Below are 26,427 nucleotides of genomic sequence, written 5' to 3'. Positions count from 1 at the left end.
CACCTGTGCGTCGGACACGGCGCGGGTACCCGGCCTACACTCGCGGTGTGGAGGAGGCCAGGGCACGGTTCGCCCTGCGATTACGGGCGTTGAAGGACGCCTCGGGGCTCTCCGTGCGGGCGCTGACGATCGCCAGCGCCCGGACGCCCCGGCGCCGCGCGGGCCAGGAACCGATACGGCTGCGGCGCAGCACGATCGACGGGATGATCAGCCAGAGCCGGCCCGTCCGGCCCGAGCGGCACAATTTCGAGGTCTTCGTCGACACCTGCATCAGGGTGGCCGCCGAGGAGGCCCGCGTCCTGCCGGAGGGGCTCGGCGACCGTGACGCCTGGGACGCGGCCTACCGGGCGCTCCGCGAAGCGACCGACGACCGCGAGCACCTCCGCGACGCGGCCCGCGCCGCCCCTCGCTCCGCCGCGCCACCACCGCCGTACCGCGGCCTCGAAGCCTTCGGCCCGGCCGACGCCGCGTACTTCTTCGGCCGTGACGAGTTGACGGCCGCGCTGCTCGACCGGATCGCCGGCGCCGGCGGCGTGCTGATCATCATGGGGCCGTCGGGGTCGGGCAAGTCGTCCCTGCTGCGGGCCGGCCTGGTGCCGGCGCTCACCCGCGACGCCGCCACCGCCCCCGTGGTGTTCACCCCGGGCGCCGACGCGTGGCCGACCTTGTGCGAACTCGCCGGAACCGGTCACGACGTCGACCCGGAGTCCCTGGCCAGGCGTCTCGGGAGCCTGTGGTCCGGCAGGGCCGTCATCGTCGACCAGTTCGAGGAGGTGTTCACCGGCGGCCAGGAGAGCGGGCGCGGGAAGTTCGTCGAGGTCGTGACGGCGCTGGGCGCCGACGCGGGCGGCCCGCTCGTGGTCGTCCTCGGCGTGCGGGCCGACTTCCTGGGCCACTGCACCCGGTACCCGGAACTCGTCGCGGCGGTCGAGCGCCCGGTGGCGGTCACGCCGATGACGCGGGAGAACCTGCTGGAGGTCATCCGGGGCCCGGCGCGAGTGGCCGGTCTGACCCTGCAGGACGGCCTCGCCGAGCTGCTGCTGGAAGACCTGCGCAGCGACCGCGACCACGCCGGCGCGGTCGGCGTGCTGCCGCTGCTGTCGCACGCGCTGCGCGAGACCTGGGCGCATCGCGAAGGCACGAATCTGACGCTCGCCGGATACCGGGCGTCGGGGGGCATCGTCCGGTCGCTGGCCCAGACGGCCGACGCCACCGTCAACGCCCTGGAACCGGCCTCCCGCCGGACGGCCCGCAGGCTGCTGACCCGGCTGGTCCACCTGGGCGCCGACACCGCCGACACCGCGCGGCGGATGCCGCTGGCCGAACTGCCCGCCGACCCGCTCCACCAGGAGGTCCTGGACCGTCTCGCGCAGGCCCGGCTGGTCACCGTCGACGCCTCGACGGTGCAGATCACCCACGAGGCGTTGATCCGCGGCTGGCCCCGGCTGCGGACCTGGGTGGAGGAGGACCGCGCGGACCTGGTGGTGCTGCAGCGCCTCGACCTCGACGCGGCGGCATGGGACGAGGGCGGGCGCGACGCCGCGTACCTGTACAGCGGCAATCGGCTGCAGACCGCGCGGGACGCCTACGACGCGGCGTCGTGGGCGCACCCGGCGTCCGACGCCAGGACCCACGCCTTCCTGGCCGCCTCGGAACGGGCCACCGCCGAGGCCAGGCGCGCCGCCGCGCGCCTGCGATGGGTGGGCCGGGCGGCGGTGGTCATGCTGACGGTCCTGACCCTGACCGCCACGGCCGCCGGAGTGCTCGCGACGCGCAGCGCCGGCCGGGCCGAGGCGCAGCGCCGCGAGGCGGTGTCGCGGCTGCTGACGGCGCGCGGTGAGGTGATGCGCACGGCCGACCCGATCCTGTCCGGCCTGCTCTCGGCGGCGGCGTGGCGCTACACGCCGACCGACGAGGCCAGGTACGGCATGCTGGCGGCGCTGGCCACACCGCTGGACGCCGTGCTGAACAGCCCGTCCGCCGAGGTCACCGCGGTCGCCGTCAGCCCGGACGGCCGGACCATCGCCACCGGGGACATGGAGGGGAAGGTGCGGCTGTGGGACGCCGCCGGCCGTCCCAAGGGCGCGCCGCTCACCGGCCACGCCTCCGGCGTCTACCCCATCGCCTTCAGCCCTGACGGGTCGGTCATCGCCTCGGGCGACGGCGACGAGGAGCACGACGGCGTGGTCCTGATCAGGGACGCCGCCACCGGGCGGCCGCTGACCACACCGCTCACCGGCCACAAGGACGCGCTGAGCGCCATCGTCTTCAGCCGCGACGGGGCGACGCTGACCACGGCCGACGGGGACCAGATCGTCCAGCGCTGGGACACCAGGACGTGGCGCCACGTCGGGCCCGCTCTCGGCCCGCTCCGGAAGGGCCGGGAGGGGTGGACCCGGCTGAGCCCGGACGGCTCCGCCCTGGCCGTCCAGACCGACCACTCCCGGTCCACGTCCCGCTGGCAGGTCTGGGACCTGGCCACCCGTCGGCCGTACGGGCCGCCGATCCCGGCCGGGGAGATGGCTTTCAGCCCGGACGGGCGGACCATCATGACCTCGAACGACAACCTCGGCGAGGACGGCGGCCTGATCCAGCAGTGGGATCTGACCACCCACCGCAAGATCGGCGAAGCCGTGCGCGCCGGCACCTCGGTGTACGCGATGACCTACAGTCCGGACGGCCGGACCGTCGCGGTCGGCGGCGGCGACGGCGTCGTCCGCTTCCTCGACGCCCGCACCCGGCGACCGGCGGGTGCCGTCCTGCGCGGTCATGACACCTTCATCGTCGATCTCGCCTACTCCGCCGACGGCTCCCGCCTGGTGACCACCGCCGGAGAGCGGAACGCCCGCGTCTGGGACACCACCGTCTGGGCCCAGGTCCCCGGGCCCACGCCCACCGTCGAGTCCGTCAGCGGGGCCGCGATCAGCGGCGACGGCCGTGTCCTGGCCGTCCGCGGGTGGACGTCCGACCGGCGCCTGCGGGGCACGGTCCGCCTGCTGGACGCGACCACCGGCCGCCCTTTCGGCGACCCGGTGGGTCTTGGATCGACCGATTCGTTCTCGATCTACAACGACATCGCCCTGAGCCGTGACGGCCGCCTCCTGGTGGCCGGTGTTCCCCGCCTCACGCAGGGCGAGGAGGACGTGACCATCGACGGCACCCGGCTCGTCGTCACGGATCTCGCCAACCATCGCGCGGTGAGCGCCATCGACCGCCTCCCCGACTCGTTCAGGGCCATCGCCATCAGCCGGGACGACAGCGTGATCGCCACGTCCGGCGAGAGGATCACGCTGCGCGGCGCGGCCACCCTGCGGCAGATCGCCGCCTCGCCCCCCTTGAGCTCCGGCGCCGAAGCCATGGCCTTCACCCCCGACGGCAGGGCCATCATGACGGCGGAGACCAACGGCGCCGACACCGGCGCTTCCATCCGCGTACTGCGCACCAGCGACCTGGCGCAGATCGGCAACCCCTTCCCCGCCCCCGCCTCCGTCACCGCCATGACCGTCAGCGGAGACGGCGCCTACCTGGCGACCGGCGACTCCGACGGCACACTGCGCCTGTGGGACGTCAGGTCGCGGCGCCAGATCGCGGTCGCGCCGCCCGCCGGCCGCACCGAGCGGCCGGCGAGCCTGACGTTCACTCCGGACGGCGCCGCCGTGCTGGCCGTCGCGCGCGACGGAAGCGTAGGACGGTGGCCTCTGCGGCTGCCGGCCGACCCGTACCGGGCGATGTGCGCGGTGGCCGGGCGGTCGCTGACCTGGCAGGAGCTGAGCCAGTTCCTGCCCGGCGGCGAGCCGTACACCGCGACCTGCCCCTGAGGTGTCCGGTGCCGCCGGACACCCGTCCACCGACGCCGCCGCGCCTCTGAGCAGCCCGGACGGCACCGTCCACACGAAGGCGTCCGGTCCGCTCGCCGGACGCGCGCACGCTCCCCGACCGTGGTCCCGACCACGAAACCTCCGTCGAGGAGTCGCCCCATGCGCGCTTCACTGTTCACCACCACCGCGGCCTCGGCCGCACTGCTCACCGCTCTGGTCGCCGCCACCCCCGCCCAGGCCGCCACCGCGTCGGCCGTGCGTGCCAGGTGCTCGGGGCTGAGCTGCACCTTCTCCTTCTCCCCCGCGACGACGGCCACGATGAAGAGGGCGGCCGACCGGGCCGGCTGGCTCAGCGGACCGGCCGCCGACATCATCTGCGCCCGCATCCCCAACCGCCTGGTCGCGCTCGGCTGCGCGGTCGCGCTGGTCCTTCCCTACAACAACGCCAGGAAGCGCCTCACCGAGGCCTACGCCAAGAACGGGTGCTTCGCGGTCAAGGCCGAACTCGGATACACCCTGCCCATCAGATTCGCGGCCCTGTCCCCGGGCCACCCGTACTGCGACTGACCCCCGACCGGCGGGCGGCGGCATACGACCGCGCCCTACGGCGCGCTCCGCCAGGCCGTGCGCAGGGTCTCGATCTCCTCGGGCGTGCTCTCGCGAGCGATGTAGGGAATGTCGAGGATGTGACGACTGCCGGGGAACCGGGCGCGGACGACATCGGCGTCCCGGAGGACCTGCCCGTAGAGGGAGGCGCCGTCCATGCAGAACACGTCGATGACCGCCACCCGCCCGTCGAGCGCCCGCCGCACGTTGCCGGCGTTCAGGTCGATGCCGTCCCACCAGGGCGTTCGGGCCCGGAACTCCGCGTCGACCTCCGCGGCGGCCTGCCGTACCTCGGCGAGGGGCGCATCGCCCTCGCCGTCCCGCCACTGGCGGGCGACCTCCTTGGCCCGCGCCGCGTCGAGTGGGGCCAGGAACTCCAGCACGGCCAGCGTGCCGCCGCCGTCCAGCGGGGTGTCGAAGGCGACGCGCGGCAGGTAGGGGTTGCCGGGCCGGCGGCGGCACAGTGCGAGGAAGGCGGCATAGGCCGGGTCGAACGGGCACACCCTGGCCACCCACATGCCGTCGGGAGAGCGCAGCCCGACCGCCCAGTCCCCGACGCCGCACGGCGTCCACCCCGCCAGCACCAACTCGGCCGTGGCCTCTCGATGGGTCATCGCAGGCCACGCCAGCTCCGGCAACACTCCCGCAGCGTACGGAACGCCTGCACCGCCTCGCATGCGGATTTCCACCCGGGCCGGACGCTCCGCGACCTTCGGGGGGCGGAACATGGGACCAGACTTTCAGGGTTCGATGCGAGGCTGGGGCTGGCGAGCGACGCGCGCGAAGGCGACGAAACGCGACCTGGCGCTGACGATCCCCGACGAGGGGAAGCGCGTCCATGCCGCCTCCCTCGCTCTACGGGCGGGCGTAGTAGCCCTGGCGCGACACGCCCAGCACCCGGGCCGGAGGGGAGACGCCATAGCGTGTCTGAGTCATTTGTGACACGTGCCAGGTTTACCGTGATAGAGCCCGGCCGGAACGTCGAAGTGGGCGAGAATCTCTGCCCCCGCCGGTAGTCGGGTCAGGCCGGCGTAGGAGCCTTCGTCGCCGCCGTTCGCGAGGTAATGATCTCGGTCATTGTAGATCTCATTGAGCACGTCGTTGCTGGGCGCCAGCACGTACACGAAGTTGCGGGCGTAGGTGACGGCTTCTTCATAGCCGAGGGTGTCGATGTAGGACCAACTGCCGTCCGATGATCCGATCTGAGCTTCATGGAGATACATGCGGGCGTCGGGAGCGGCGTTGCCCAATGCGTCGCAGGTGTTCGGATCGCTGGAGACCAGCAAGACCATGCGTTGGCGGATGGTCAGTGGGCCCAGGACTTGACCGGAGAGCCGGAACGGCCCGGTGATGGGTAATCGTCCCTCGTTGATCTCTACGGGGCAGAAGGTTACCCCTGCGGCGTGGTCAGGTGTGGGCTGGACCATGGCCGGTCCGGTCGCCTTACCCGCGCAGACCGGTGTCGGCTGGTCATTACGATTGGACGTCCACCAGATGGCGCCCCCGGCGGCAGCGACAACAACGGTTGCGAGGATGGCCAACGGCGCGGCCCAGCGACGCCGCCTTGCGGCAGCCGGCGCTGATTCCACCCGTACAAGTGGCTCGGATGGTTCAAGCGGTGCGGCAGCGTTATGCGCGTCGTCCCACAGATTGCCAATGAGGTCCGGGTCCGTTCCGCATAGCTCAGCCCATTGTTGTGCTTGCTCGCGCGTAGGTTGCGCCTTGCCGGCGAGCCATCGGCTTATGGTCGCCTTCGACGCGTACATCTGGGTGGCCAGTTCTTGCATGCTGCGAGCGGTTTGGTCACGGCCACGACGCATCTCGTCGATCAAGGCTCGCCGCCGTGGCGGGACATCGGGCGGAAGTTCGGCCATCGGGCCGGGCTTTCTGCGGCGCGGCGGAGTTCGATCCATCAGCCCTCGCATCGGTAACGTTTCAGGTTGCCCCCGTACGGCCTGCGCGAACCCTATGAAACGTTACCAGGAGCATAAAACCCCTTCACTAGTCGTGATTGCTGGATAGAGGCTGTCGTGGTCCAGACCCCTCTGCGGTATCGACGTGAAGGAGCACGATGGCCACCTGTTCCTGGGCAAGGCTGATCGCTGTGGCCACGCTCGCGGCAACCACCCTGGTCACCATTGACGGCAGTCCGGCCGCCGCTGACACGAACGCTTGCAGCAATCCCGTGCTGGCGTCCGATCTGAACGGCTGGGGCTCACTCGACGGCGCCTCGGTCAGCCGTGACCCGGTCGGTGAACCGATCGGCGCGAGCTGGGCGTTCGACACCGGCGGCCGCGAGTTCTACATGCCCTCGCTCTCCGTCACCCCCGGCCAGAGCTGGACGGTCTCCGCGAAAGACGCGGTCGTGTTCGGCTCCGGGTCGGCGAAGATCGCCGTCGATTGGTTCAGCTCGACCGGCGACTATCTGGGCGAACAGCAAGCGCCATCGGTCACACTGCCGGCCTCAACGGCGTCGGCGGGCACCTGGGTGCTCGTGTCGGCGACCTTCACCGTGCCCAGCGGTGCGGCCTTCGCCCACGTCCTGCAGATCGGCGACTTCGGCTCGGCCACCGGCACGGACTTCAAGGCCACCGTCTGCAACTACCAACTCGCCACCACATCGCCCAGCGACTCGGCCGCGGTCCGCTACGGGTGGGGTTCCGCCGTCGCCGGCCAGTCCGATGAGTACAACGCGACCAGCGTCGACCTCACCAAGTGGGGACTGTTCGGCGCCGATCCCGGCCAGCGGACCGGTTGCACGCCCGGCTTCAACGGCCACGGCCGGCGCTGCGCGGCGCAGACCACCGAGTCGGGCGGTTTCCTGTCGGTATCCGGTACCGCGGATGGTGTGACGGGCGGCCTCTACGCCAGGACCAGGCCCTTCAAGTACGGGCGCATCGAGGTCCGAGAGCGAGCAGTCCAACTCTCGACGTCCGGCGGCCGGTACGGCGCGGTGCCACTGCTCTGGCCGGCCGACGACAACAACTGGCAGAGCGCGGAGATCGACTTCGCCGAGCGCCCGGTCGGTGACCCGGAGATCGACCTCTTCGTGCATCACGACGGAACCCAGACCTACTGCCCGCTGGCGATCGATTCAACGCAGTTTCACAATTACGCGATCGACTGGCAGCCGAACTCGGTCACGTGGTACGTCGATGGCAACCTCGTTTGCACGGTCAATGCCGCTGTCCCGTACTTCAACGTCACCAACGGCGGCGCCCAGCTCGACATGATCCCGGCCACCGGCCCGATGCGCGCCGCCCGCCAGGACATCGACTGGATCCGGATGTACCAGAACTCCTACACCCAATACCAGTGAAAGGAGAAATCCCCACCACGCCGGGATCCCGCGGTCATCTCACAGCTACGTTCCGAGCCGCCCGACTTCATATGTCCCCCTGATCGGAGCGTGAGGAGGCGAGGACCCGTACCTCATAACCTTCTACAGGCCCCGATGGCCGCCTCGCTCCGCGCCACCCAAGCCAAAGGGTCACCGGCGCAACATGGCCGCCGGCGGCGCCTCACTCATCGGGCACCTCGAGTTACGCCGGCCTCGTCTGATTCCTGTCAACCACCGAAAAGGTACCCCCATGCCAGTCAATCCATTGATCCGGCGACCGCGCCGGATACTCACCCATCTATTTCTCTTACTTGCCCTATGCACCGCCACACAGGTCACCGGAGCCGCCTCCGCACTCGCCGGAGCCGGATCCGACACGCTCTACGGCAGCACCAACGAGACGCTCTACGGGGCCCAGAACCAAGGCATCTTCTCGCCGGGCGGAACCTACGAGGCGCGCATGCAAAGCGACGGCAATTTCGTCGTCTACGGACCCAACGGCCCACTGTGGTCCAGCAACACCCACGGCACGAACGCCCGGCTCGTCATGCAGTCCGATGGCAACCTTGTCATCTACGCTGACTCCGGGGTGTTGTTCACCACCAACACCCAGAACCGCGGCGGCAACCGGCTGGTCATGCAGACCGACGGCAACTTGGTCCTGTATGGCTCAAGCCCGATCTGGGCGAGCAAAGATCCAGGCGAACGCGCCATCCAATGGTTCTACAACAACACCGGCCGCACCGACTATGAAGGCAAGTGCGAGCTGGCCGTGGAGAACGCCTTCGGCACCAGCGGCCGCTACGCGACGGCGCGGGCGAACTGGAACGCCCGGGCCCAGCAGCAGCCTTACACGAACGCCCCACGCGGCAGCCTGGTCTTCTACGACACCAGCTCGGCCGGCCACGTCGCCATCAGCATCGGTGGAGGCAATGTTTACTCCAGTAGTGCCAATGGGCGGATTGGAATAGAACCGATCTCATACTTCCAAAGGCCGCTCGGCTGGGCGTACGCGCCCTGGTAGCTCACATCCAGTCCGCAGGCGGAGCCGGCAGGAACCGCCTGCGGACCGCCACCGCACACCTCTGGGAGACCGGCCTCGGCGGTCCCCTGGAGCGACGGCGGGCGAAGATGCCTCCGCCGTGACCGCCTACCGGGCGGACACGGCTTCGGCGGCGTGCGTCACGTCAACGCCGATGTGCCGCATGCGCTCGACCACTCCGCATCCCGCGTACGGCCGCCCCTACCTCGCCGGCGCGGCGCGGTCACTTTCCGCTCAGTGTTGAGGAAGTACACGCTCGTACGCTTTGGACACGAGGCAACGCGCCTCCTTTGCGTTCGCACACTCCAGTACGCGAGGAGAAGGCATCATGAGTTCCACCGCGGTCAACGTCGTGCTCGTGCACGGCGCCTTCGTCGACGGGTCAGGATGGCAGGGCGTCCACGGCCTGCTCACACGGGACGGCTACCGGGTCAGCGTCACCCAGAACCCGGGGCTGACGCTGGAGGGGGACGTCGAGGCGGTCCGGCAGGTGCTCGACCTTCAGGACGGTCCCACCGTGCTCGTCGGGCACTCCTACGGCGGCTCGATCATCAGTGAGGCCGGTACCCATCCGCGGGTGTCGGCGCTGGTCTACGTCACCGCGTTCGCGCCCGACAAGGGAGAGTCGGTGCAGACGCTGCTCGCCGACTCCCCGCCCGGCACGCCCGCGCCGCCGATCGTCCCCGTGGGCGACAACTTCCTGGTCCTGGACCGCGAGGAGTTCCACGGCGCCTTCGCCGGCGACCTGCCCGCGGAGCTGGCCGCGTTCATGGCCGACTCGCAGGTGCCCTGGGGCCTCGGCGCGGCCGGCGGCATGGTCACCGAGCCCGCCTGGCGCAGCAAGCCCACCTGGTACCTGGTCTCCACCGGTGACCGGACGATCCCGCCGGCCCTTCAGCGCACGATGGCCGAGCGCGCGGGCGCCACGGTGGTGGAGGCCTCCGGCAGCCACGCCATCTACATCTCCCAGCCGCAGGCCGTCGCCGACCTGATCAAGCAGGCGGCCGCCGGCAGTTGACGCCGAAATCCGGGCGGCGGTGGCCGTCCGGCTCCTCGCCGAGGTCCGCCAGGAACGCCGCGGCGCGGCGGGCGAAAAGGTGGGCCTCGCGTTCGGCCGACAGGGTCCGGGCCTTTTCCGCGGCGGCCCGGACGACCGCGGCGGGCTCGCCGAGAGCCCGTAGCACCCTCGCCCGCAGCAGCAGGAGCAGGCCCTCTGAGTAGCGCTGGCCATAGGTGTCGAGGTAATGGCCGGCCCGGTCCAGAGCGGTGGCGGCCTCGGCCGGCGATCCGGCCATGAGCCACATCTCGCCGAGCAGGCCGTACCAGGTGGCCACGCACGAGCGCGGCGGGTCGAGGAGGTTCGCGGCGATGATCCGTTCAGCCTCCGCCGCGGCGCCGGCCGGGTCCCGGCCGGTCATGGCCAGCGCCCAGCACCGGGCCAGCCGCTGGTAGGTGCCGAGGAAGACGAAGGACCACTCGGGATCCACGGCGATTCCCCGCTCCGCCGCGTGAAGCGCCGAGACGGGGTCGCCGACGACCACGGCGATCCTCACCGCGATGGTGGCCCAGATCGTGACCGCGTAGAGGCTGTCGCCCGCGTCGGTCTGCAGCGTGCCGAGCAGTGCCTGTGCCGCTTCGACGTCGCCGTGCACTGCGGTCGTCTCCGCCAGCAATCCGGCCGAGAGCAGTTGCAGGTCGTGCCGGACCGGGTTCCCCTCGCGGCGGGCGAGGTCGCGGGGCATGATCCGGTCGGCCTGGTTCAGAAACCGGAAGGCCTCGCCGATGTTGCCGACGTCCCACTGCTGGATACCCCAGGCGCGCAGGCCATACGAGCGCACGATCGGGTCGCCGGACGCCTCGCCCAGTTCGAGCAGCCGGCGCGCCAGCGGGCCGCTGCGGTCGAGCTGGACGGCCTGAGCGTGCAGAACCCAGCGGGAGAAGAGGAAGTCGGCGGCCTCCACCTCCCGGCCGAGGTCGCGGGCCAGTCGCTCGGCGCGTTCCAGCAGGTCCGCCGAGGTCCCGTACATCGAGCGCATCCCGGCGACCGCGGTGAGCCGTGACAGCGCGGACAGTTCCAGCTCCGTCAGCCCCGCCGTCCGCGCGATCCGCGCGGCCATCCGCAGGTGCCGCTCGGCGGCCTCGAACGCGGACTTGGCCGCCGCGCTGCGACCCGCGCGCACGAGAGACCGCGCGGTGCGGGCCGGGTCCGCGAGCGGACCGGCGGCGCACAGGTGATAGGCGAGACTCTCGGCGACGGACTCATCCTCCCTGTCGAGGCTCTCCAGCGCCTCCGCGACGCGCAGGTGCAGCCGGGGCGCCCGCCGCCGCGGGGTGGTCTCGGCGACCGACTCACGGACCAGGTCGTGCGAGAAACGGAAGTTGTACGGGTCACCGGGAACCGGCGCGAGCAGGCCGAGCGCGTCCAGGGGTTCGAGGCGATCGAGGCAGGTCGCGAGGTCGATCTCGGCGGTGTGGGCGAGCAGGTTGAGGCAGACGTTCCGGCCGATGAGCGCGGCGACCTGGAGCAGGTCTCGGGCGTCGTCGTCGAGGCCGGCCATCCGGTCGCGCACGATGTCCCGCACGGTGAACGGCACCCCTGCCCGCGCCACGTCGTCCCCGGTGAGCCCGCCCCCGTCGGCCAGCATCCGTGACAGTTCCCGGACGAAGAACGGGTTGCCGCCGGTGCGGGCGTGGATGCCGCGGGCGGCCTCCCGTCCTGGGGCCTGGCCGGTCTCGCCACGGACGATCTCGGCCACCTCGTCCAGGGCGAGCGGACCGAGGTGAAGGCGACGGTGGCCGGGGACACGGCTGGCCGCGGCGAGCATCCGTGACAGCTCGGTACCGGGCGCGGGCGCGCGGTCGCGGAGGGCGCCGATGATCACCGTGCCGCGGGGCGGCTGGGCCGCCAGATGGCTGAACAACCGCAACGAGGCGACGTCGGCCCACTGAAGGTCGTCGAGGACGAGCAGCGCCGGCCGCGACCCCGAGAGCTCGCCGACGGCGGCCGCGACCTGCTGGAACAGGCGAAACTGGACGCCGCCGTCCGGCAACGCGGGCGCGGCCAGGCCGTCGTCGCGCGCGGCGACGAGACGGCCGAGGTCACCGGCGAGCCACCTCTCGCGCGCCGCGGCGGGCAGAGCGCCCAGCACCGTACCGAGCACCTGGACCCACGGCCACATGGACGGGGTCGCGTCCCCTTCCAGGCAGCGGCCCCAGACGACGAGCGCTCCGCGCCGGCCCGCCTCGGCGGCGGTCTCCTCCAGCAGGCGGGTCTTGCCCACCCCCGGCTCGCCCTCCACGATGACGAGCCCCGCACCGCCGGTGAGTGCGGACTCCGCCGCCTGCCGCAGCGTCGCCAGTTCCTCGACCCGGCCGACCAGGCTGTCGGCGGGCCGCGTCCCGGCGGGCGGCGGCGGGGTCCTGCTCAGCACCCGCCGATGCGCGGCCTGCAATGCCGGGCCGGGATGGACGCCGAGCTCCTCGGCCAGACGGCTGCGGGCCGTCCGGAACACCGACAGCGCCTGCGCCTGCTGCCCGGCGGCGTCCAGGGCGGAGATGAGGCCGGCCTGCACAGGCTCGTGCAATGGCGCCATCGAGGCGGCCAGATGCAACGGTGACAGCACCCGCTCCGGGCGGCCAAGGGACACCGCCAGGTCGGCCGCCGCCTCGCACGCGGCGAAGAACTCGCCGTCCAGCCCCGCGAAGAGCGACATCGCGGCCGGTCCGTAGGCCAGCCCTTCGCCCGCGGAACCCTGCCAGAGCCGTAATGCCTCCACATAGCGGTCCAGCGCCGCCTCGCTACGCCGCCCGGCGAGGTCCGCCTCGGCGCGCTGCACGAGGTCCCGGAAGACGGCCAGGTCGAGCATGCCGGGCCCGGCCGCGAACACATAGCCGTCGCCCCTGCGGTGCAGGTATGAGCCGGTCCCGCGGATCGGGAGCGTGGGCTCCAGCAGGCGCCGCAGCGCGCCGACGTGCTTGTGGACGAGGTTGACCGCGCTGGCCGGGGCGTCGCCGTCCCAGATCACATCGACCAGCTCGTTCGTGCTGATCAGCCTGCCCTCACGGGCCAGGAGCAGCGCGAGCAGATACGCCCGCTGCCGGGGTCCGGCGTCCAGCTCGACATCGCCACGCCAGAGCCGCAACGGACCGAGAATCCGCAGCCGCAGGATGCCGGACGCGGAACCGGCCTCGCCACCACTCGGACGAACTGACACGGCCACGCTGGTCACCCCCCTCTGCACTGCCATGACGGATCGCCGGCCACGCGGGCGGATCGCGCACCCGTCCCTGCGCGGGAAGTGTACGACTCCGCTACGGGCCCGCGCCGCCCCCGCTCCCCGCGCGCACGACGTGGTGGGGAGCGGCGCATGCCGCCACCTTGGACGAGCCGACGTGATCACCGAGGCGCCGATGCCGGGGGCATGACGGTGTGTCCTACGCCGGCTTGTACTTGACCTGGCACCACACCGTCCTGCCGGCGGCGTCGTCGTGGACGGCCCACCGGTAGGACAGCGTCTCCACGAGCATGAGGCCCCGGCCGCCCTCGGCGTACATGTCGCCACGGACCTCGGGGGCCGTCTCACCCCCGGCGTCCACCACGTCCACGTGGATGAGGTCGCGGCAGTCGGCCAGAGCGAGGGTGATCCTCCCGCCGTTCCTCGAATTCGAGTGAAGTACGGAATTGGTGACAAGCTCGGAAACCAGCAGCGTCACGTCGTCCAAAGCCGGATGATCCTCGCCGAGCTTCGCCTTCACGAACTCCCGCGCGATCGACACCGACTCAGGAGCTCCAACCAAATCTATGACGCCTAGCAGACTTCCTGCCCTCATTTGTCAGCCTTTCGCACTGGGGAGGTGCGGGTCGCAGATGACTTTCGCCTGACCAGAGTGACGAAACGGGGATATCATCGGTAGCGATTTTCCCTCTCGGCTTCACCGCAAGTCCTGAGAGCATGGATGTGAGTTAGTAGTAACACCCCAATTTAGTCCGAAAGGCAGCCTTCTCCCCCGTGCAAGAGATCGATCCACACGAGTCACCGCGAGCACTTTTCGCCTTCGAGCTACGCAAACACAGAAGTGAGGCGGGGCTCACGCAACACCGGCTGGCCGCGCAGCTCGGATACTCGGACAGCCATGTGGCGATGGTCGAGACCCTGAAGCGGCCACCAACCAAGAAGTTCGCCGAGCTGTGCGACCAGGTCTTGAAGCTGGACGGCGCCATGATGCGCCTGTACGCCGCCACCACCTGGGAGCGGGCTCCGGAGTACATCAGGCCGTGGCTCGACGAAGAGGCGGAGGCCACGGCACTTCACAGCTGGGAGCCGGTCCTCATCCCAGGGCTCCTACAGACGGAGGCGTACGCCCGCGAAATGTTCGCGGCATCTCCAGGCATCACTGGCGAGGAGGTGGAGGAGCGTCTAGCGGGCAGGATGCGGCGACAGTCCATCTTTCACCAGAACAAACCCCCGATGATCAGCATTGTCATGGACGAGTCGGTACTTCATCGGTCCATTGGTGGGGCCGAAGTGATGCGGGAGCAGCTACAACTCGTACTCGAAGCCGCTGAGCGTCCAACGGTGACGATTCAGGTCGTCCCTTACGAGGCCGAGGCGCACTGCGGGCTGGCAGGTGGGTTCATCATCGCTGAACGGAACGGGTCGGCTTACGCCGCCTATGCGGAGGGCCAGCCCTTCGGGCGGACTATAGATGACCGTCAGGTCATCGGCCAACTAACTGCTAGATATGACGCGATTAGGGCCGAGGCTCTACCGTTCAAGCAGTCGGTCAAGCTCATCAGGGAAGTGGTGAACCAACGTGACGGGTGACCTCCGGAACGCACAGTGGCGCAAGAGCACCTTCAGCGCAGACCAGGGCAACTGCGTCGAGGTCGCGTCAAACCTGCCCGGCTTGGTCGGAGTCCGGGACAGCAAGAACCCAGGCGGCCCCCAACTGGCCTTCACGCCGGCCGAGTGGTCGGCATTCGTGACCGGCCTCAAGGCCCGCACGCTGGACGGCTGAGCGAGCCAAGCCCGTAAGGTCGCGGCTGGGAGGGCGGCCGGTGTCGGATCGCGCGGGAGGGCGATCTGGCGCGATCCGGCGTCGAGCGGGCTCGGATCCGCAGGGATCACCTGTCGAACGTTGCCGCCTGGTAAGTGGTCGGGAAAGAACATGTGCGGCAAGATAACTCAAGGAGCAAGGAGGTTCAGAGCCGTTGCCGGCACCGGGAAAGGACGGGCAACTTGACGGACATCGAATCAGGAAAAGTCTATAGAATACGGAACGCGAAGTCCGGCACCTATATCGATATCGCCGAGGACGGCGGCTCGGTCCATGCCGTCGGAAATCCTTTGAACGACAGTGACACCCAGATGTGGCAGCTCAACCGGATCGGGGGTGGGTGGACCCTGCGGAACGTCGGAACAGGTACATATCTCAGTACCAATCTACAGCCGAAGAATGACGACGGCGCCCTTCTGCGGGAATCCTCGTTCGAGTGGCACGTGTGGGAGGAGGAGGCGGTCGCGCTGTCCTGCCGCGTGTGTGTCCCCAACTGCAAGAAAGATCTCGAAGTCACGAACCGTGGGTCCTCCGACCCCGGAACGCGGATAGCGGTATGGGGAAGATGGGAGGGGCAGAACCAGATGTGGTTCTTCGAGGAGTGTAAGTCCTAGCACCGATCACACCGGCGATCCCGTCGATCAACTGCCGCCCGCCGAACCGCGATGGCCGACGTGGCCGCTTATCCACGACGCAAAGATCGGCGCGCTGACCGCCGCAGCCATCCGGACTCTGTGCACCAGGCGCTCGCCGGACTGGAAGATGTGTTCCGCCGCCAGGTCCGTGCAACGCCACAAGCTTCCCGTCCGGCCTGCTCGGTGGACCGAGCCGGAGAACGCCCGCCGATCCACGGCGCCTCGCGCCGGGTCGTGAAAGTTTCCCGTCCCGGGGCGCGGCCGGCGGCGTATGCGCAGATCGGCGAGCGGGTGCCTGACCGGTGATTGCCCTGGGCGCGGCCGGCGCTTTCGATGGGGAGGAGCCGGTAGCCTCCATCCCGCCCCGGAGCGTGTGATGCCCAAGCACCTGTACTCGGCACTCTCCATCGTCCTTTGCGCCATGATCGCCGCCACGGCGCTCGTCGTGACCCGGTCTGCCGCCGCGGGCACGGGGACGGGCGGGTTCGACTTCACCCGGGCACAGGTCGCCACTTCGGGACTGCGGGTGCCCTGGGGCATGGCTTTCCTCCCCGACGGCAGCGCCCTCGTCTCCGAACGTGACACCGCGACCATCGTGCGGGTGCGTCCCGGCTCTTCGCCCGTACAGGTGGCCACGGTCCCGAACGTGTACCCCTCAGGTGACGGGGGCCTGCTCGGCATCGCGCTCTCCCCCACGTTCACGCAGGACCAGTTGGTCTACGCGTACATCAGCTCCGCCTCCGACAACCGGGTGGTCCGGTTCCGGCTCAGCGCCCCGCTGACCCAGCAGGTCATCCTCGCCGGCATCCCCCGGGGCCAGTTCCGCAACGGCGGGCGCATCGCGTTCGGCCCCGACGGCATGCTGTACGTGGCCACGGGCGACGCAGGCAACCCCGGGTACGCCCAGAGCTCGAGCCTCGGCGGCAAGATCCTGCGCATCACCCGCGACGGCGCGGTCCCCACGGACAACCCGTTCTCCGGCTCACCGGTCTACAGCTACGGCCACAGCAATGTTCAGGGGCTCGCCTGGGACGAGGCCGGCCGGCTGTACGCCACGGAATTCGGTCAGAACTCCACAGACGAGATCAACTACATCCGGCCGGGTCACAACTACGGCTGGCCCGCCTGCGAGGGCATGTGCGGTAACCCGAGCTACGCCAACCCCCTGGTGACCTGGAGCGATACCGAGGCGTCCCCCAGCGGCCTGGCGTACGCCAACAGCACGCTGTTCGCCGCGGCCCTCGCCGGTAAGCGTCTGTGGACGGTGCCGGTCAGCGGCGGCAACATAGCGGGCACTCCGGTGGCCGAGCTGCGAGTAACGCTGGGCCGGCTGCGCACCGTGGCGGTCGGTCCGGACGGCTGGCTCTGGGTGACGACGAGCAACCGCGACGGCAGGGGGACGGCGGGCCCCAACGACGACATGATCATCCGGATCCCGCCCGTCGGCCAATCCGGCCCGTCGCCCTCACCATCCGGCCCGGGGGTCTCCCCGTCGGCCAGCCCATCCCCCGCGCCCAGCCCTTCACCGTGCCCCACCCCTTCGTTCAGCCCTTCACCGTCGCCCTCACCCAGCCCGTCAGTGTCCCCCAGCGTCTCGCCCTCACCCAGCGTCTCGCCCTCGCCCAGTCCCTCACCTTCGCCCAGTCCTTCACCTTCGCCCAGTCCTTCACCGTGCCCCTCGCCAACGCCCAGCCCGTCGCCGTCGCCAACGCCCAGCCCGTCGCCGTCGCCAACGCCCAGCCCGTCGCCGTCGCCGTCACCCAGCCCGTCGCCGTCCACGGGCACACGCTCCTGCGAAGCGACGATCCGGTTCTTTCTCCAGTGGACGACGGCCTCCTGGGGCGAACTGACGGTGCGCAACACGGGAACGTCGCCCATCACCTCGTGGACCGTCGTCTTCAAGGTTCCCAACGGGCTGACCTACCTGCAGTGGAACGGCCTCAACCCGCCAGGATCCACGGTGATCGTCACCCAGAACGGCGTACTCCTGCCGGGCGATTCGGTGACGGTGCCATTCGCGATCGGCTGGTCCGGCGGCACTGTCGCGGCTCCGTCGCCCATCACCTGCACGGCCAGATAGCGCCTCGGCTACGGGATCAAGGCGGACCGGGCGGGCGGCCCTGGACTCTCGCCGGCCTCCCGCGCGGCGGCGGGAGGAGAGGGAGAGCAGGGTCGCCCGGAAGATACAGCGCCGAAGGCGCCATTTCAGGGCGGGCGCCATGGCCTTCCGTACGAGATGAACAGCGGGGGAAAGTCGGCGTGCCAGCCTCGGCTCGTGCTGTCAACGGGTATGAGGCAGCCATATCGGCAGGGCGTCCAGTAGGGCGTCCCATCCCTCTGCCAGCAGCCACCACACGCCCAAGGCGAGCACTACGCCCGTCAGTAGCGTTACCAGGACCAACTTCGCCAAAGCTCGTCCAGAGGGCCGAGTCGAGTACCGGGAGGTCAGCACAGCGCCAGTCAATCAGGCGATGGGGTGGGGCACCAGACCTCACCGGTAGGCGGCAGAGGCCACAAGATGATCAGCGCTCAAGGTGCGTCGGCTGCGCCCATGGCCTTCAGGTGCCGGGATGCCCGGGTCAGTTCACGCCGCCGGGGCGGTAGGGCTTGGGGGTGGGGCGGTAGGAGAGGTCGGGGGGGACGTGGGCGCCGGCGCGTTCGCGGATGACGTAGGTGGGGCGGCCCATGCCGCTGCCGTGGATGCGGCCGACGTACTCGCCCAGGACGCCGATGGACATGAGCTGGGCGGCGGAGAACAGGGCGACCATCGAGGCGATGGTGGTGAACCCGGCCACCGTGGTGTCGCCGGCGATGAAGCTCCACAGCACCGAGCCGCCCAGCAGCAGCCCGATGACGCCCACGAGGAAGCCCAGGTAGCTGGCCACGCGCAGCGGCGTGGTGCTGTAGCCGAGGAGCATGTTCATGGCGTGCCGGACCAGCAGCCGCGGCGTGTAGGCCGAGCGGCCGTGGCCGCGCTCGTTCATGTGCACCTTGACCGAGCCGACGCGGGTGGTGGCCCAGGAGAAGGCGACGTCCAGGGAGGCGTGCGGGCCGGACAGGTCGTGGAAGCCCTCGCGCAGCGGCGTGCGGAAGGCGCGGAAGGCGCTGATGGCCCGGGCCGTGCGCACGCCGAGCGCGAGCGCCATGGCGGCCTTGACCGACCGGGAGGCGAGGCTGCGGAGCAGCCCGTGCTCCTCCTTGTGCGGGACGCCGTACACCAGGTCCAGGCGGTCGCCCTCCAACGCGGCCAGCAGTTGCGGGATCTGCTCGGGCAGGTGCTGCAGGTCGTCGTCCATCGTCACCACGACGTCGAACGCGGCCTCCCTGATCCCGGCGACCAGGGCGTTGTGCTGGCCGTAGTTGCGCGACAGGTGGATCGCGCGGACGACGTCGAAGCGTGCCGCGAGGTCCGCGGCGGTCCGCCAGGTGTCGTCGGGGCTGCCGTCGACGACGAGGATCACCTCGTGCCGGACCGACACCTCACGCAGGACCGGCAGCAGCCTTGCCACCAGCGTGGCAAGCACCCGGGCGGAGCGGTAACACGGAATGACCACCGACACCGACATTGATCCCCCGATCATCTCTCGCCCGCAGCCGACCACATCGCCGCAGGTGGACGCCAGGACCGCTGCGGCTCGTGGCGGTGTCCTTGGCGCGGCGTTGCCGCGTGCCGGGTACGGGCCCGCCCGGCTTTTGCCGATCGTGAGGAGCCGTTTGCGCGAGCGGACGGGGCGGGAAGGGGGGCACGGACGGGGACGGACCAGGCGCGGGCGTCGGCGGCCGCGTGACCCGACCTCCGGCGGCGGCAACCGGGGGCCCATTGTTCGGCAAAGCCGCGGACGTCGGGGGGCCAGGTGGTCCGAGCGCCCATAGATTCGGGCCCGTCGATCGGCCATGTGTTCTCGCGGGAAGGCAAGTGAGCGATGAAAGCGCTCGTTCTGGCAGGTGGAAGGGGCACGAGGCTGCGCCCGCTGACCCACACCTCGGCCAAGCAGTTGGTCCCCGTCGCGAACAGGCCGGTGCTGTTCTACGGCCTGGAGGCCATCCGCGACGCCGGCATCACCGAGGTCGGCGTGATCATCGGCGACACCGGCCGTGAGGTCTGCGAGGCCGTCGGGGACGGTTCGGCGTTCGGCCTGGACATCACTTACATCCCCCAGGAGGCCCCGCTCGGGCTGGCCCACTGCGTGCTGATCGCCCGCGAGTTCCTGGGCGACGACCCTTTTGTCATGTACCTGGGCGACAACTTCCTGGTGGGCGGCATCCGGGACCTGGTGGACGCCTTCCGCGACGCCGGCCACGACGCGCAGCTGCTGCTCACCAAGGTGGCCGAGCCGCAGTTCTACGGCGTCGCGGAGCTGGGGCCCTCCGGGGAGATCCTGAGCCTTGAGGAGAAGCCGGCCCGCCCGCGCGGCGATCTGGCGATCGTGGGCGTCTACACCTTCTCCCCCGCGATCCATGAGGCGGTCCGGGCGATCCGGCCCTCGGCGCGCGGCGAGCTGGAGATCACCGACGCGGTGAGCTGGCTGATCGGCAACGGCTTTCGCGTCCACTCGCACCTGGTCAACGGCTACTGGCGCGACACCGGGCGACTACAGGACATGCTGGAGTGCAACCGCATCGTGCTGGAGGGCCTCGAGCCGCGCATCCGCGGCACCGTCGACGGGTCCTCGGAGGTGTCCGGCCGGGTGGTCATCGAGGCCGGAGCCTCGGTGCGCGGGTCGGTGATCCGCGGGCCGGCGGTGATCGGCGCGGGAGCGCGCATCAGCGGGTCCTACATCGGCCCGTACACCTCGATCGGCGACCGCTGCGTGCTGGAGGACGCCGAGGTGGAGTACGCCATCGTCTGCGAGGAGTCGACGGTGCGGGGCGTCTCCCGGCTGACCTACTCGCTGATCGGCCGCAACGTCGAGGTGGTGCGGGCGCAGGGCGTGCCGAACGCGCTGCAGCTGATGGTGGGCGACCACAGCAGGGTGCAGGTGCGGGCATGAAGCTGCTGGTCACCGGCGGGGCCGGTTTCATCGGGTCGAACTACGTGCGCTCGGTGCTCGCGGGCGCCTATCCCTCCTGCGCGGACGCGCGGGTCACGGTGCTGGACAAGCTGACCTACGCCGGCAACCCGGCCAACCTGCGGCCGGTCGCCGGCCACCCGGGGTATGCGTTCGTCCACGGGGACATCGCCGACGCCGGGCTGCTCGCCGCGGTGGTGCCCGGCCACGACGTGATCGTGAACTTCGCCGCCGAGACGCACGTCGACCGGTCGATCACCGGCGCGGCGGACTTCGTGACGACCAACGTGCAGGGCACCCAGCGGCTGCTGGACGCGGCGCTGGCGGCCGGCGTGCGCACGGTCGTGCAGGTGTCGACCGACGAGGTGTACGGGTCGATCTCCACCGGGTCGTGGGAGGAGTCGGCGCCGCTGCTGCCCAACTCCCCCTACTCGGCCGCCAAGGCGGGGGGCGACCTGCTCTGCCGGGCCTACCACCGGACCTACGGGCTGGACGTGCGGGTCACCCGCTGCTCCAACAACTACGGGCCGTACCAGTACCCCGAGAAGGTCATTCCGCTGTTCGTCACCAACCTGATCGACGGGCTGCCCGTCCCCCTTTACGGCGACGGCGGCAACGTGCGCGAGTGGCTGCACGTGGACGACCACTGCCGCGCCGTCCAGCTCGTGCTCGACAAGGGCTGCGGCGGCGAGGTCTACAACATCGGCGGCGGGGTCGAGCTGACCAATCTCGCACTGACCGAGCGGCTGCTGGCCGCGTTCGGAGCCGGTTGGGACTTGGTCGTCCCCGTCGCCGACCGTCGCGGCCACGACCGGCGGTACTCGGTGGACAGCGGGAAGATCCAGGCGCTCGGGTTCGCGCCGGAGGTCGACTTCGAGCGCGGGCTGGCCGAGGTCGTCCGCTGGTACCGCGACCACCAGGACTGGTGGCGGCCGTTGAAGACATCGGGTCAAGAGGGTCACTAGGAGGAGCCATGGAGGCCACGGAGATTCGCCGCACGGTCGAGATCGAGGACCGCCACTGGTGGTTTCGCGAACGCCGCGCCATCCTCGCCCGCGAGCTGCGCCGGCTCGGCTCGCCCGGGCGGGCGCTGGACATCGGGGCCGCGGGCGGCGGCAACACCCGCGTCCTGGTCGAGCACGGCTGGGACGCGCTGGTCGCCGACTTCTCGCAGACGGCCGTGGACCTGGCACGCGAGCGCGGGCTGCAGGCCATCCACGCCGACGCGCGCAACCTTCCCCTGCCTGACGGTCACTTCGACCTGGTCCTGGCGTTCGACGTGCTGGAGCACATCCAGGAGGACCAGCTCGCCGTCCGCGAGATCCTGCGCGTGATGCGGCCGGGCGGGACCGCGCTGATCACGGTGCCGTGCGACATGGCGCTGTGGTCGTCGCACGACGTCGCCTCCGGGCACGTCCGCCGCTACACCCGCGACGGGCTGCGCTCCGTCATCACGCGGGAGGGCCTGGTGATGGAGCGAATGCGGAGCTGGAACGTCCTGCTCCGGCCGATCGCGGCACACCGTAGGCGGCAGACCTTGGTGTCCGGTCTGGAGGAGATACCTCCCGCGCTGAACATGGCGCTGTCCGCCGTCATCGCCGCGGAGCGGTACCTGCCGGTGGGCTCGCTGCCCGGAGTCTCCCTCATCGCCAGGGCGCGCCGGCCCGCATCCCGCTGACTCCGGCTCGCGGCGAACGCCGCGGGTCCGGCGCGAAGGCGTGCCCCCGCGAACGCCGCGGGTCCGGGGCCGCCGGGAACAGCGAACCCGGCCGGAGACCAAGTGGCCCCGCTCGCGAGGTGCGAGCGGGGCCACTTCGGTGGAGTGGAGCGGCCAGGTCAGGCGCGCCGGTCGGTATGCCGGCCGGCGCGGAGACCGCCCCCGCCACCGGTGTCGAACAGCACGTCCACCCAGTAGTTGGTGGCCTGGTAGGTGAACTGCGGGAAGGTGTTGGTCGGGCTGTAGATGTACACGCCGTTCCCCCCGGCCGCGCCGGTCGCCGGCGCGAGGAGCGGGAAGTTCGTGTACTGGCCGGTGAAGTACTGCAGCGTGTACGAGAAGTGCCCCGTGGTCGTGTTGTAGGAGGCGATGTACGTCGTCCCCGCGGTGACCGGCACCGGGGTCGCGAAGTACACCTCCTGCCAGCCGGAGGCGGTCTCGTTGGTGAACGTCGCGCTGGCCAGCAGCTGACCGCCGGTCGTCCACAGGCTCCCGATGTGCTGCCCGGTGTTCTCCGCGCTCTTGTAGAACCGAAGGCCCCTGATCGTCCCGTTGGTGGTGGCCTGGAACTTCACGCCCAGCACCACCGGATCGGACGAGGGATGGGACACGACGGCCGGCACGGCCGAGTCGTTCCACAGGCTCTGGGACGGCGCGAACACCACGTCGACCCAGTAGTTCCTGGCCAGGTAGGTGTTCGGCGGGAAGGTGCTGGACGGGGCGTAGACGTAGAGCCCGTTTCCTCCCCCGGGTCCGTTGGCCGGCGCGGTGAGCGGCGGGCTGACATGCGCCGTGGTGAAGTACTGCGTGGTGTACGGGAAGTGCCCGGAGGCCATGAAGGTGGAGGCGATGTAGGTGGTACCGGCGTCGATCTTCACGGGCGCGGCGAAGTTCACCTGCTGCCAGCCTGAGACCGTTTCGTTGCTGAAGGTCGCGCTCGCCAGCAACTGGCCTGCGGTGGTCCACAGGCTTCCGATGTGCGTGCCCGTGTTCTCGGTCCCCTTGTAGAAGCGGATGCCCCTGATCTCCCCGGTCGTGCTCGCCGTGAACCTGACGCCCAGCGTGAGCGGATTGGTCTCGGGGTTGGCCGCCACCGCCGGGGTGTCCCCGTCGTCCCACAGGCTGCTCATCGACGTGAACACCACGTCGACCCAGTAGTTGCTCGACTGGAAGCTGCTGGTCGGGAAGCCGCCCGCCGCCCCGTACCGGTAGACGCCGTTGCCGCCGGACACGCCGCTGGCGAGCGCCGTGAGCGGGCCGTTCACCACGCTGGTGGTGAAGTAGGGCGAGTTGACGGCGTACCTGCCGTTCGGCGCGTAGTACGAGGCGACGTAGGTGGTGTTGATGTCGACCGCGACGGGCACCGGGAAGTCGACCTGCTGCCAGCCCGACGCCGATTCCGCGGTGAACGTCGCGCTGGCGAGCAGCTGTCCGGTCGAGGTCCACAGGTTGCCGACGTGCGTCCCGGTGTTCAGCGGCCCCTTGTAGAACCGGACGCTCTTGATGTAGCCCGCGCTGGTGACCCGGAACTTCACGCCGACCTCGACGGGGTTGGCGTCGCTGGAGTTCTCGGTCGTCGGCACGGTGGTCGACGGCCAGATCGTGCAGGGACACCGGGTGTCCACGTTCACGGTGACGCTGGTGGGCACCACCTGCAGGTTGCCGATGTCGTCGACCGCCCGGACCCTGATCGTGGCCGTCTGCTGGGACGCGGACGGCGCCCAGGTGTACTGCCAGCTCGTGGTCCCGTTGGCCTGAAACCATCGGACGCCGTCGAAGGAGATCTCGACCCCGGCCACGACGCCGCCCCCCGTGTCGGACGCGGTGCCCTGCACGGTGATCGGTACGCCGCTCGCCACGGTCGAGCCGCTCGACGGGCTTGTGATCGTGGACGTGGGCGGGGCGGTGTCGGTGGACGGGGTGGCGGGGACGAGTCCGGGCTGCAGGGTGACCGGCTGGGAGCCCATGTCGGCGAACAGATTGACCGTCGCCTGCTGCATGTTGATGTTGGCCGGGGTGCCGGGGTTGGCGTGGGTGGCGTCCAGCCCCCACGACCACTGGACGGTCCCGGCGCCGAAGACCAGCGCCCCGCTCGCCGCCTTGTACAGCACGAGGCTGTGGGTGGGCACGCCCGCGCCGTAGCTGCTGCCATAGTTGAGCAGATACTGGGTCGAGGTGGGGATCGTCGTGCTGGAGTACTTCGCCGGACCGGGCGGCTCGACGCCGTTGTCGGGCACCACGTCCCACTCATAGCCGAGCACCCCGTTCGCGAAGGTCACGCTCTGGCCGGGCTGGAGGTTGGCCACCGCGGTGTTGCGCCAGAACCGCATCTGGGAGTACTGCGACGTCACGACCATCGGGTCGTTGACGGTGCCGTTGACCATGAACAGCGTGCCGGTCATGCTGTTCTCCGGCCGGCCGCCGTTGGACGGCGGCGAGAAGCGCGGGTCGCGCCAGCTGCCGGTCCATTGCGGGCTGGGGTCGATCTTCGCGTTGGCGATGGTCTCCTTGTAGCACACCAGGGTGCGGAACTGCGTGGACGTCCCGTCGATGCTGGGTTCCCACCTGGTCTTCCAGAAGACCTCGTTGCCGGAGAAGAACGCGAGGTTCACCCCGTTGTCCCGGGCGTTGGTGACGTTGGTCCGCATGTCGTCGGACCAGTACTCGTCGTGGCCGACCGACAGGAACACCTTGTGCTCCAGCAGTTCCGCCGGGCGGGCCGAGACGTCGACGCTGGAGAAATAGCTGACGTCGTAGGCGTTTGCCTCCAGCCACCGGACCATCGGGTACTCGGCCGAGGAGAACCACGACAGGTTCGAGCCCTGGCAGCAGACGCAGCAGGCGGTCGTGACGGGGCGGTTGTAGCTGACCTTGTACGCCCGGCCCGCCGGGCTGCCGCTGTACAGGCTGTTGCCACCGTAGGTGTTGTAAGCCTGCCAGGTGGTGTCGGCGGTCTTGAACAGCAGCTCCGACTGCCGCGCGTCGTCACGGACCACGAACGTGATGTGGCTGGCGCCGGCGGTCCCGTCCGTGCGGACCAGCTTGGCGAAGTACACGCCGGACACGGCGGTGGGCGGCACGGCCCACGAGCCGGACACGGCCCAGTTGCCGCAGTCGACCAGGCCGGTGGAGGCGTCGGTCAGGCAATTCGGCTGTGCCTGCGGAAGTGACGCCGACGGGTTGACCGTGGTGATCAGCCGTGCCCCCAGGCCGCCGTAGTAGCCGTAACGGTAGATGTCCATCCGGTAGGCCGTGGCCGGGGTGTTCACCTTGAACTGCACGGTCTCGCCGACGTTCACGCTCATCGCGGTCGCGTAGCCCTGGATGCTGGGGTCCCCCGCACCGGTGATGTCCCACTGGCTGGGCGGGCTGCCGGGCAGGCTGTTCTCGATGCAGATGACGGAGCTCGGCGGGCACGCCGCACGCCGCGCCGCCGCCTTGTGCGCCGCCTTGGCGTCCGGCGCCTTCTGCGCCGTGCCGAACCCGACATCGCCGTCCTGCGGTCCCCGTATCCGCCGCAGCCGGGCGGCCGCATCCTCCAGACCGACGCCGGTTTCGCCCGCGCCGCCGGGCCGCGCCGCCGGGCCGGCGTCCCCCCCGGTGCCGGTACGCGTCTTGGTCCCGGGCGCCTGCTGGGCGGTGCTCCTCCCCCGCTCGGGCGCGGGGGCGGGCCCCGCATCTTCCTCGGGCGGGGGATCGCCGGCAGGCGCGTCGGGCTCGCGCGGCTCGTCGGCTTCCGACGGATCGTCCACGCTCGCGGCGCCGTCCGCCGGGCCGGAACCCGGTGCCGGGGCCGCCTCGCCGCCGGGAATGGGCTGTACATCGCGCCGGTCGGAGACCGCCGCCTGGCCGAAGGTCACGGACGGCAGTCCCGCCGCCGACGCCAGGCCACAGGGGCCGGCGGTCGTCAGAATGGCCGCGACGCAGGTCATGAACGTGATCCGGCGGGTCCACGTCCACCGGGGCGGCGTCGCCACCCGGTCAACCATCACAAGTGCGTCCGAGCCCAGCGAACGGCCGTGCATAGGTGACGTGATGCTCATGCGCGCAAGCGTGACAAGGGGCGCACCCGCTGAGCAGACTGGACGCACCGGTCAAGCTCTATCGTTGCCGCGCTTTGCCCTGTTCGCGAGCTTGGCCTCCCGGGCACCGCCCCACGCGCCGCCGCATCGCGGGACACGCCGGGCCATGACCGCGCCGAGC

At 70.4% G+C, this 26,427-nt stretch carries 18 protein-coding genes; 12 read left to right on the top strand and 6 right to left on the bottom strand.

The window, feature by feature from the left end:
- The first annotated feature begins 47 nt into the window (after positions 1-47).
- Positions 48-3,818 (top strand): NACHT and WD repeat domain-containing protein, encoded by a 3,771-nt coding sequence (locus ACWEN6_RS03425; RefSeq protein ID WP_452568760.1) that lies wholly within the window; start codon positions 48-50, stop codon positions 3,816-3,818.
- 159 nt (positions 3,819-3,977) lie between these two features.
- Positions 3,978-4,385 (top strand): hypothetical protein, encoded by a 408-nt coding sequence (locus tag ACWEN6_RS03420; RefSeq protein ID WP_452568759.1) that lies wholly within the window; start codon positions 3,978-3,980, stop codon positions 4,383-4,385.
- Positions 4,386-4,420: 35 nt separating this feature from the next.
- Here ACWEN6_RS03420 and ACWEN6_RS03415 read toward each other — a convergent pair whose 3' ends face one another.
- Together ACWEN6_RS03415 and ACWEN6_RS03410 are read right to left on the bottom strand one after the other, a co-directional pair.
- Complete coding sequence (locus tag ACWEN6_RS03415) at positions 4,421-5,038, bottom strand: hypothetical protein (RefSeq protein WP_452568758.1); 618 nt, start codon at positions 5,036-5,038, stop codon at positions 4,421-4,423.
- 318 nt (positions 5,039-5,356) lie between these two features.
- Complete coding sequence (locus ACWEN6_RS03410) at positions 5,357-6,256, bottom strand: helix-turn-helix domain-containing protein (protein WP_452568757.1); 900 nt, start codon at positions 6,254-6,256, stop codon at positions 5,357-5,359.
- A 272-nt stretch (positions 6,257-6,528) separates the two neighbouring features.
- Between ACWEN6_RS03410 and ACWEN6_RS03405 the strand changes: the two genes are divergently transcribed.
- From ACWEN6_RS03405 to ACWEN6_RS03395, 3 genes are all read left to right on the top strand, one after another.
- The gene (locus ACWEN6_RS03405) at positions 6,529-7,743 is read left to right on the top strand and encodes a glycoside hydrolase family 16 protein (protein ID WP_452568756.1); all 1,215 of its coding nucleotides are present in this window, start codon (positions 6,529-6,531) and stop codon (positions 7,741-7,743) included.
- 271 nt (positions 7,744-8,014) lie between these two features.
- Positions 8,015-8,788, top strand: coding sequence for a hypothetical protein (locus ACWEN6_RS03400; RefSeq protein ID WP_452568755.1), 774 nt, complete (start codon positions 8,015-8,017; stop codon positions 8,786-8,788).
- A 346-nt stretch (positions 8,789-9,134) separates the two neighbouring features.
- Positions 9,135-9,824 (top strand): alpha/beta fold hydrolase, encoded by a 690-nt coding sequence (locus tag ACWEN6_RS03395; protein ID WP_452568754.1) that lies wholly within the window; start codon positions 9,135-9,137, stop codon positions 9,822-9,824.
- On the opposite strand, the gene ACWEN6_RS03390 is transcribed toward ACWEN6_RS03395, so the two are convergent.
- Complete coding sequence (locus tag ACWEN6_RS03390; protein WP_452568753.1) at positions 9,799-13,053, bottom strand: ATP-binding protein; 3,255 nt, start codon at positions 13,051-13,053, stop codon at positions 9,799-9,801. The two genes, ACWEN6_RS03395 and ACWEN6_RS03390, sit on opposite strands and share 26 nt — an antisense overlap.
- Before the next feature lie 187 nt (positions 13,054-13,240).
- Positions 13,241-13,582: an ATP-binding protein gene (locus ACWEN6_RS03385; protein WP_452568752.1), complete on the bottom strand. Its 342-nt coding sequence runs from the start codon at positions 13,580-13,582 to the stop codon at positions 13,241-13,243.
- Positions 13,583-13,815: 233 nt separating this feature from the next.
- Here ACWEN6_RS03385 and ACWEN6_RS03380 point away from each other — a divergent pair, with 233 nt between their 5' ends.
- From ACWEN6_RS03380 to ACWEN6_RS03365, 4 genes are all read left to right on the top strand, one after another.
- On the top strand, positions 13,816-14,631 hold the full coding sequence (locus ACWEN6_RS03380) for a helix-turn-helix domain-containing protein (RefSeq protein ID WP_452568751.1): 816 nt from the start codon (positions 13,816-13,818) through the stop codon (positions 14,629-14,631).
- A complete protein-coding gene (locus tag ACWEN6_RS03375) occupies positions 14,621-14,824 on the top strand; it encodes a DUF397 domain-containing protein (RefSeq protein WP_452568750.1) in 204 nt (67 codons plus the stop codon). The genes ACWEN6_RS03380 and ACWEN6_RS03375 overlap by 11 nt, the downstream gene beginning before the upstream one ends.
- Before the next feature lie 221 nt (positions 14,825-15,045).
- Positions 15,046-15,477, top strand: a complete 432-nt coding sequence (locus ACWEN6_RS03370; RefSeq protein ID WP_354839298.1) for an RICIN domain-containing protein — start codon at positions 15,046-15,048, stop codon at positions 15,475-15,477.
- A 397-nt stretch (positions 15,478-15,874) separates the two neighbouring features.
- Positions 15,875-17,578, top strand: a complete 1,704-nt coding sequence (locus ACWEN6_RS03365) for a PQQ-dependent sugar dehydrogenase (protein ID WP_452568749.1) — start codon at positions 15,875-15,877, stop codon at positions 17,576-17,578.
- 499 nt (positions 17,579-18,077) lie between these two features.
- Here the strand turns inward: ACWEN6_RS03365 and ACWEN6_RS03360 are convergent, their stop codons facing one another.
- Complete coding sequence (locus ACWEN6_RS03360) at positions 18,078-19,064, bottom strand: glycosyltransferase family 2 protein (RefSeq protein ID WP_452568748.1); 987 nt, start codon at positions 19,062-19,064, stop codon at positions 18,078-18,080.
- A gap of 357 nt (positions 19,065-19,421) precedes the next feature.
- Here ACWEN6_RS03360 and ACWEN6_RS03355 point away from each other — a divergent pair, with 357 nt between their 5' ends.
- Genes ACWEN6_RS03355 through ACWEN6_RS03345 form a run of 3 tightly spaced genes read left to right on the top strand, consistent with a single transcriptional unit; the run spans position 19,422 to position 22,185 of the window.
- Positions 19,422-20,489, top strand: coding sequence for a glucose-1-phosphate thymidylyltransferase (locus ACWEN6_RS03355; protein ID WP_452568747.1), 1,068 nt, complete (start codon positions 19,422-19,424; stop codon positions 20,487-20,489).
- The gene (gene rfbB / locus ACWEN6_RS03350) at positions 20,486-21,472 is read left to right on the top strand and encodes a dTDP-glucose 4,6-dehydratase (RefSeq protein ID WP_452568746.1); all 987 of its coding nucleotides are present in this window, start codon (positions 20,486-20,488) and stop codon (positions 21,470-21,472) included. The genes ACWEN6_RS03355 and rfbB overlap by 4 nt, the downstream gene beginning before the upstream one ends.
- Before the next feature lie 8 nt (positions 21,473-21,480).
- Positions 21,481-22,185 carry a class I SAM-dependent methyltransferase gene (locus ACWEN6_RS03345; protein WP_452568745.1) on the top strand — a complete coding sequence of 235 codons (705 nt, stop codon included), beginning with the start codon at positions 21,481-21,483 and terminating at the stop codon, positions 22,183-22,185.
- A gap of 158 nt (positions 22,186-22,343) precedes the next feature.
- Here ACWEN6_RS03345 and ACWEN6_RS03340 read toward each other — a convergent pair whose 3' ends face one another.
- Positions 22,344-26,267 carry a DUF4082 domain-containing protein gene (locus ACWEN6_RS03340; RefSeq protein WP_452568744.1) on the bottom strand — a complete coding sequence of 1,308 codons (3,924 nt, stop codon included), beginning with the start codon at positions 26,265-26,267 and terminating at the stop codon, positions 22,344-22,346.
- Between the last annotated feature and the right edge of the window lie 160 nt (positions 26,268-26,427).

It is taken from the genome of Sphaerisporangium sp. NPDC004334 (assembly GCF_053602655.1).
This window is presented reverse-complemented; position numbering and strand designations above follow the sequence as displayed.

Coding starts and splice junctions, on each gene's coding strand:
- ACWEN6_RS03420 (WP_452568759.1), top strand. CDS start 3,978: ATGCGCGCTTCACTGTTCACCACCACCGCGGCCTCGGCCGCACTGCTC.
- ACWEN6_RS03415 (WP_452568758.1), bottom strand. CDS start 5,038: ATGACCCATCGAGAGGCCACGGCCGAGTTGGTGCTGGCGGGGTGGACG.
- ACWEN6_RS03400 (WP_452568755.1), top strand. CDS start 8,015: ATGCCAGTCAATCCATTGATCCGGCGACCGCGCCGGATACTCACCCAT.
- ACWEN6_RS03395 (WP_452568754.1), top strand. CDS start 9,135: ATGAGTTCCACCGCGGTCAACGTCGTGCTCGTGCACGGCGCCTTCGTC.
- ACWEN6_RS03390 (WP_452568753.1), bottom strand. CDS start 13,053: ATGGCAGTGCAGAGGGGGGTGACCAGCGTGGCCGTGTCAGTTCGTCCG.
- ACWEN6_RS03365 (WP_452568749.1), top strand. CDS start 15,875: ATGCCCAAGCACCTGTACTCGGCACTCTCCATCGTCCTTTGCGCCATG.
- ACWEN6_RS03360 (WP_452568748.1), bottom strand. CDS start 19,064: ATGTCGGTGTCGGTGGTCATTCCGTGTTACCGCTCCGCCCGGGTGCTT.
- ACWEN6_RS03355 (WP_452568747.1), top strand. CDS start 19,422: ATGAAAGCGCTCGTTCTGGCAGGTGGAAGGGGCACGAGGCTGCGCCCG.
- rfbB (WP_452568746.1), top strand. CDS start 20,486: ATGAAGCTGCTGGTCACCGGCGGGGCCGGTTTCATCGGGTCGAACTAC.
- ACWEN6_RS03345 (WP_452568745.1), top strand. CDS start 21,481: ATGGAGGCCACGGAGATTCGCCGCACGGTCGAGATCGAGGACCGCCAC.
- ACWEN6_RS03340 (WP_452568744.1), bottom strand. CDS start 26,267: ATGAGCATCACGTCACCTATGCACGGCCGTTCGCTGGGCTCGGACGCA.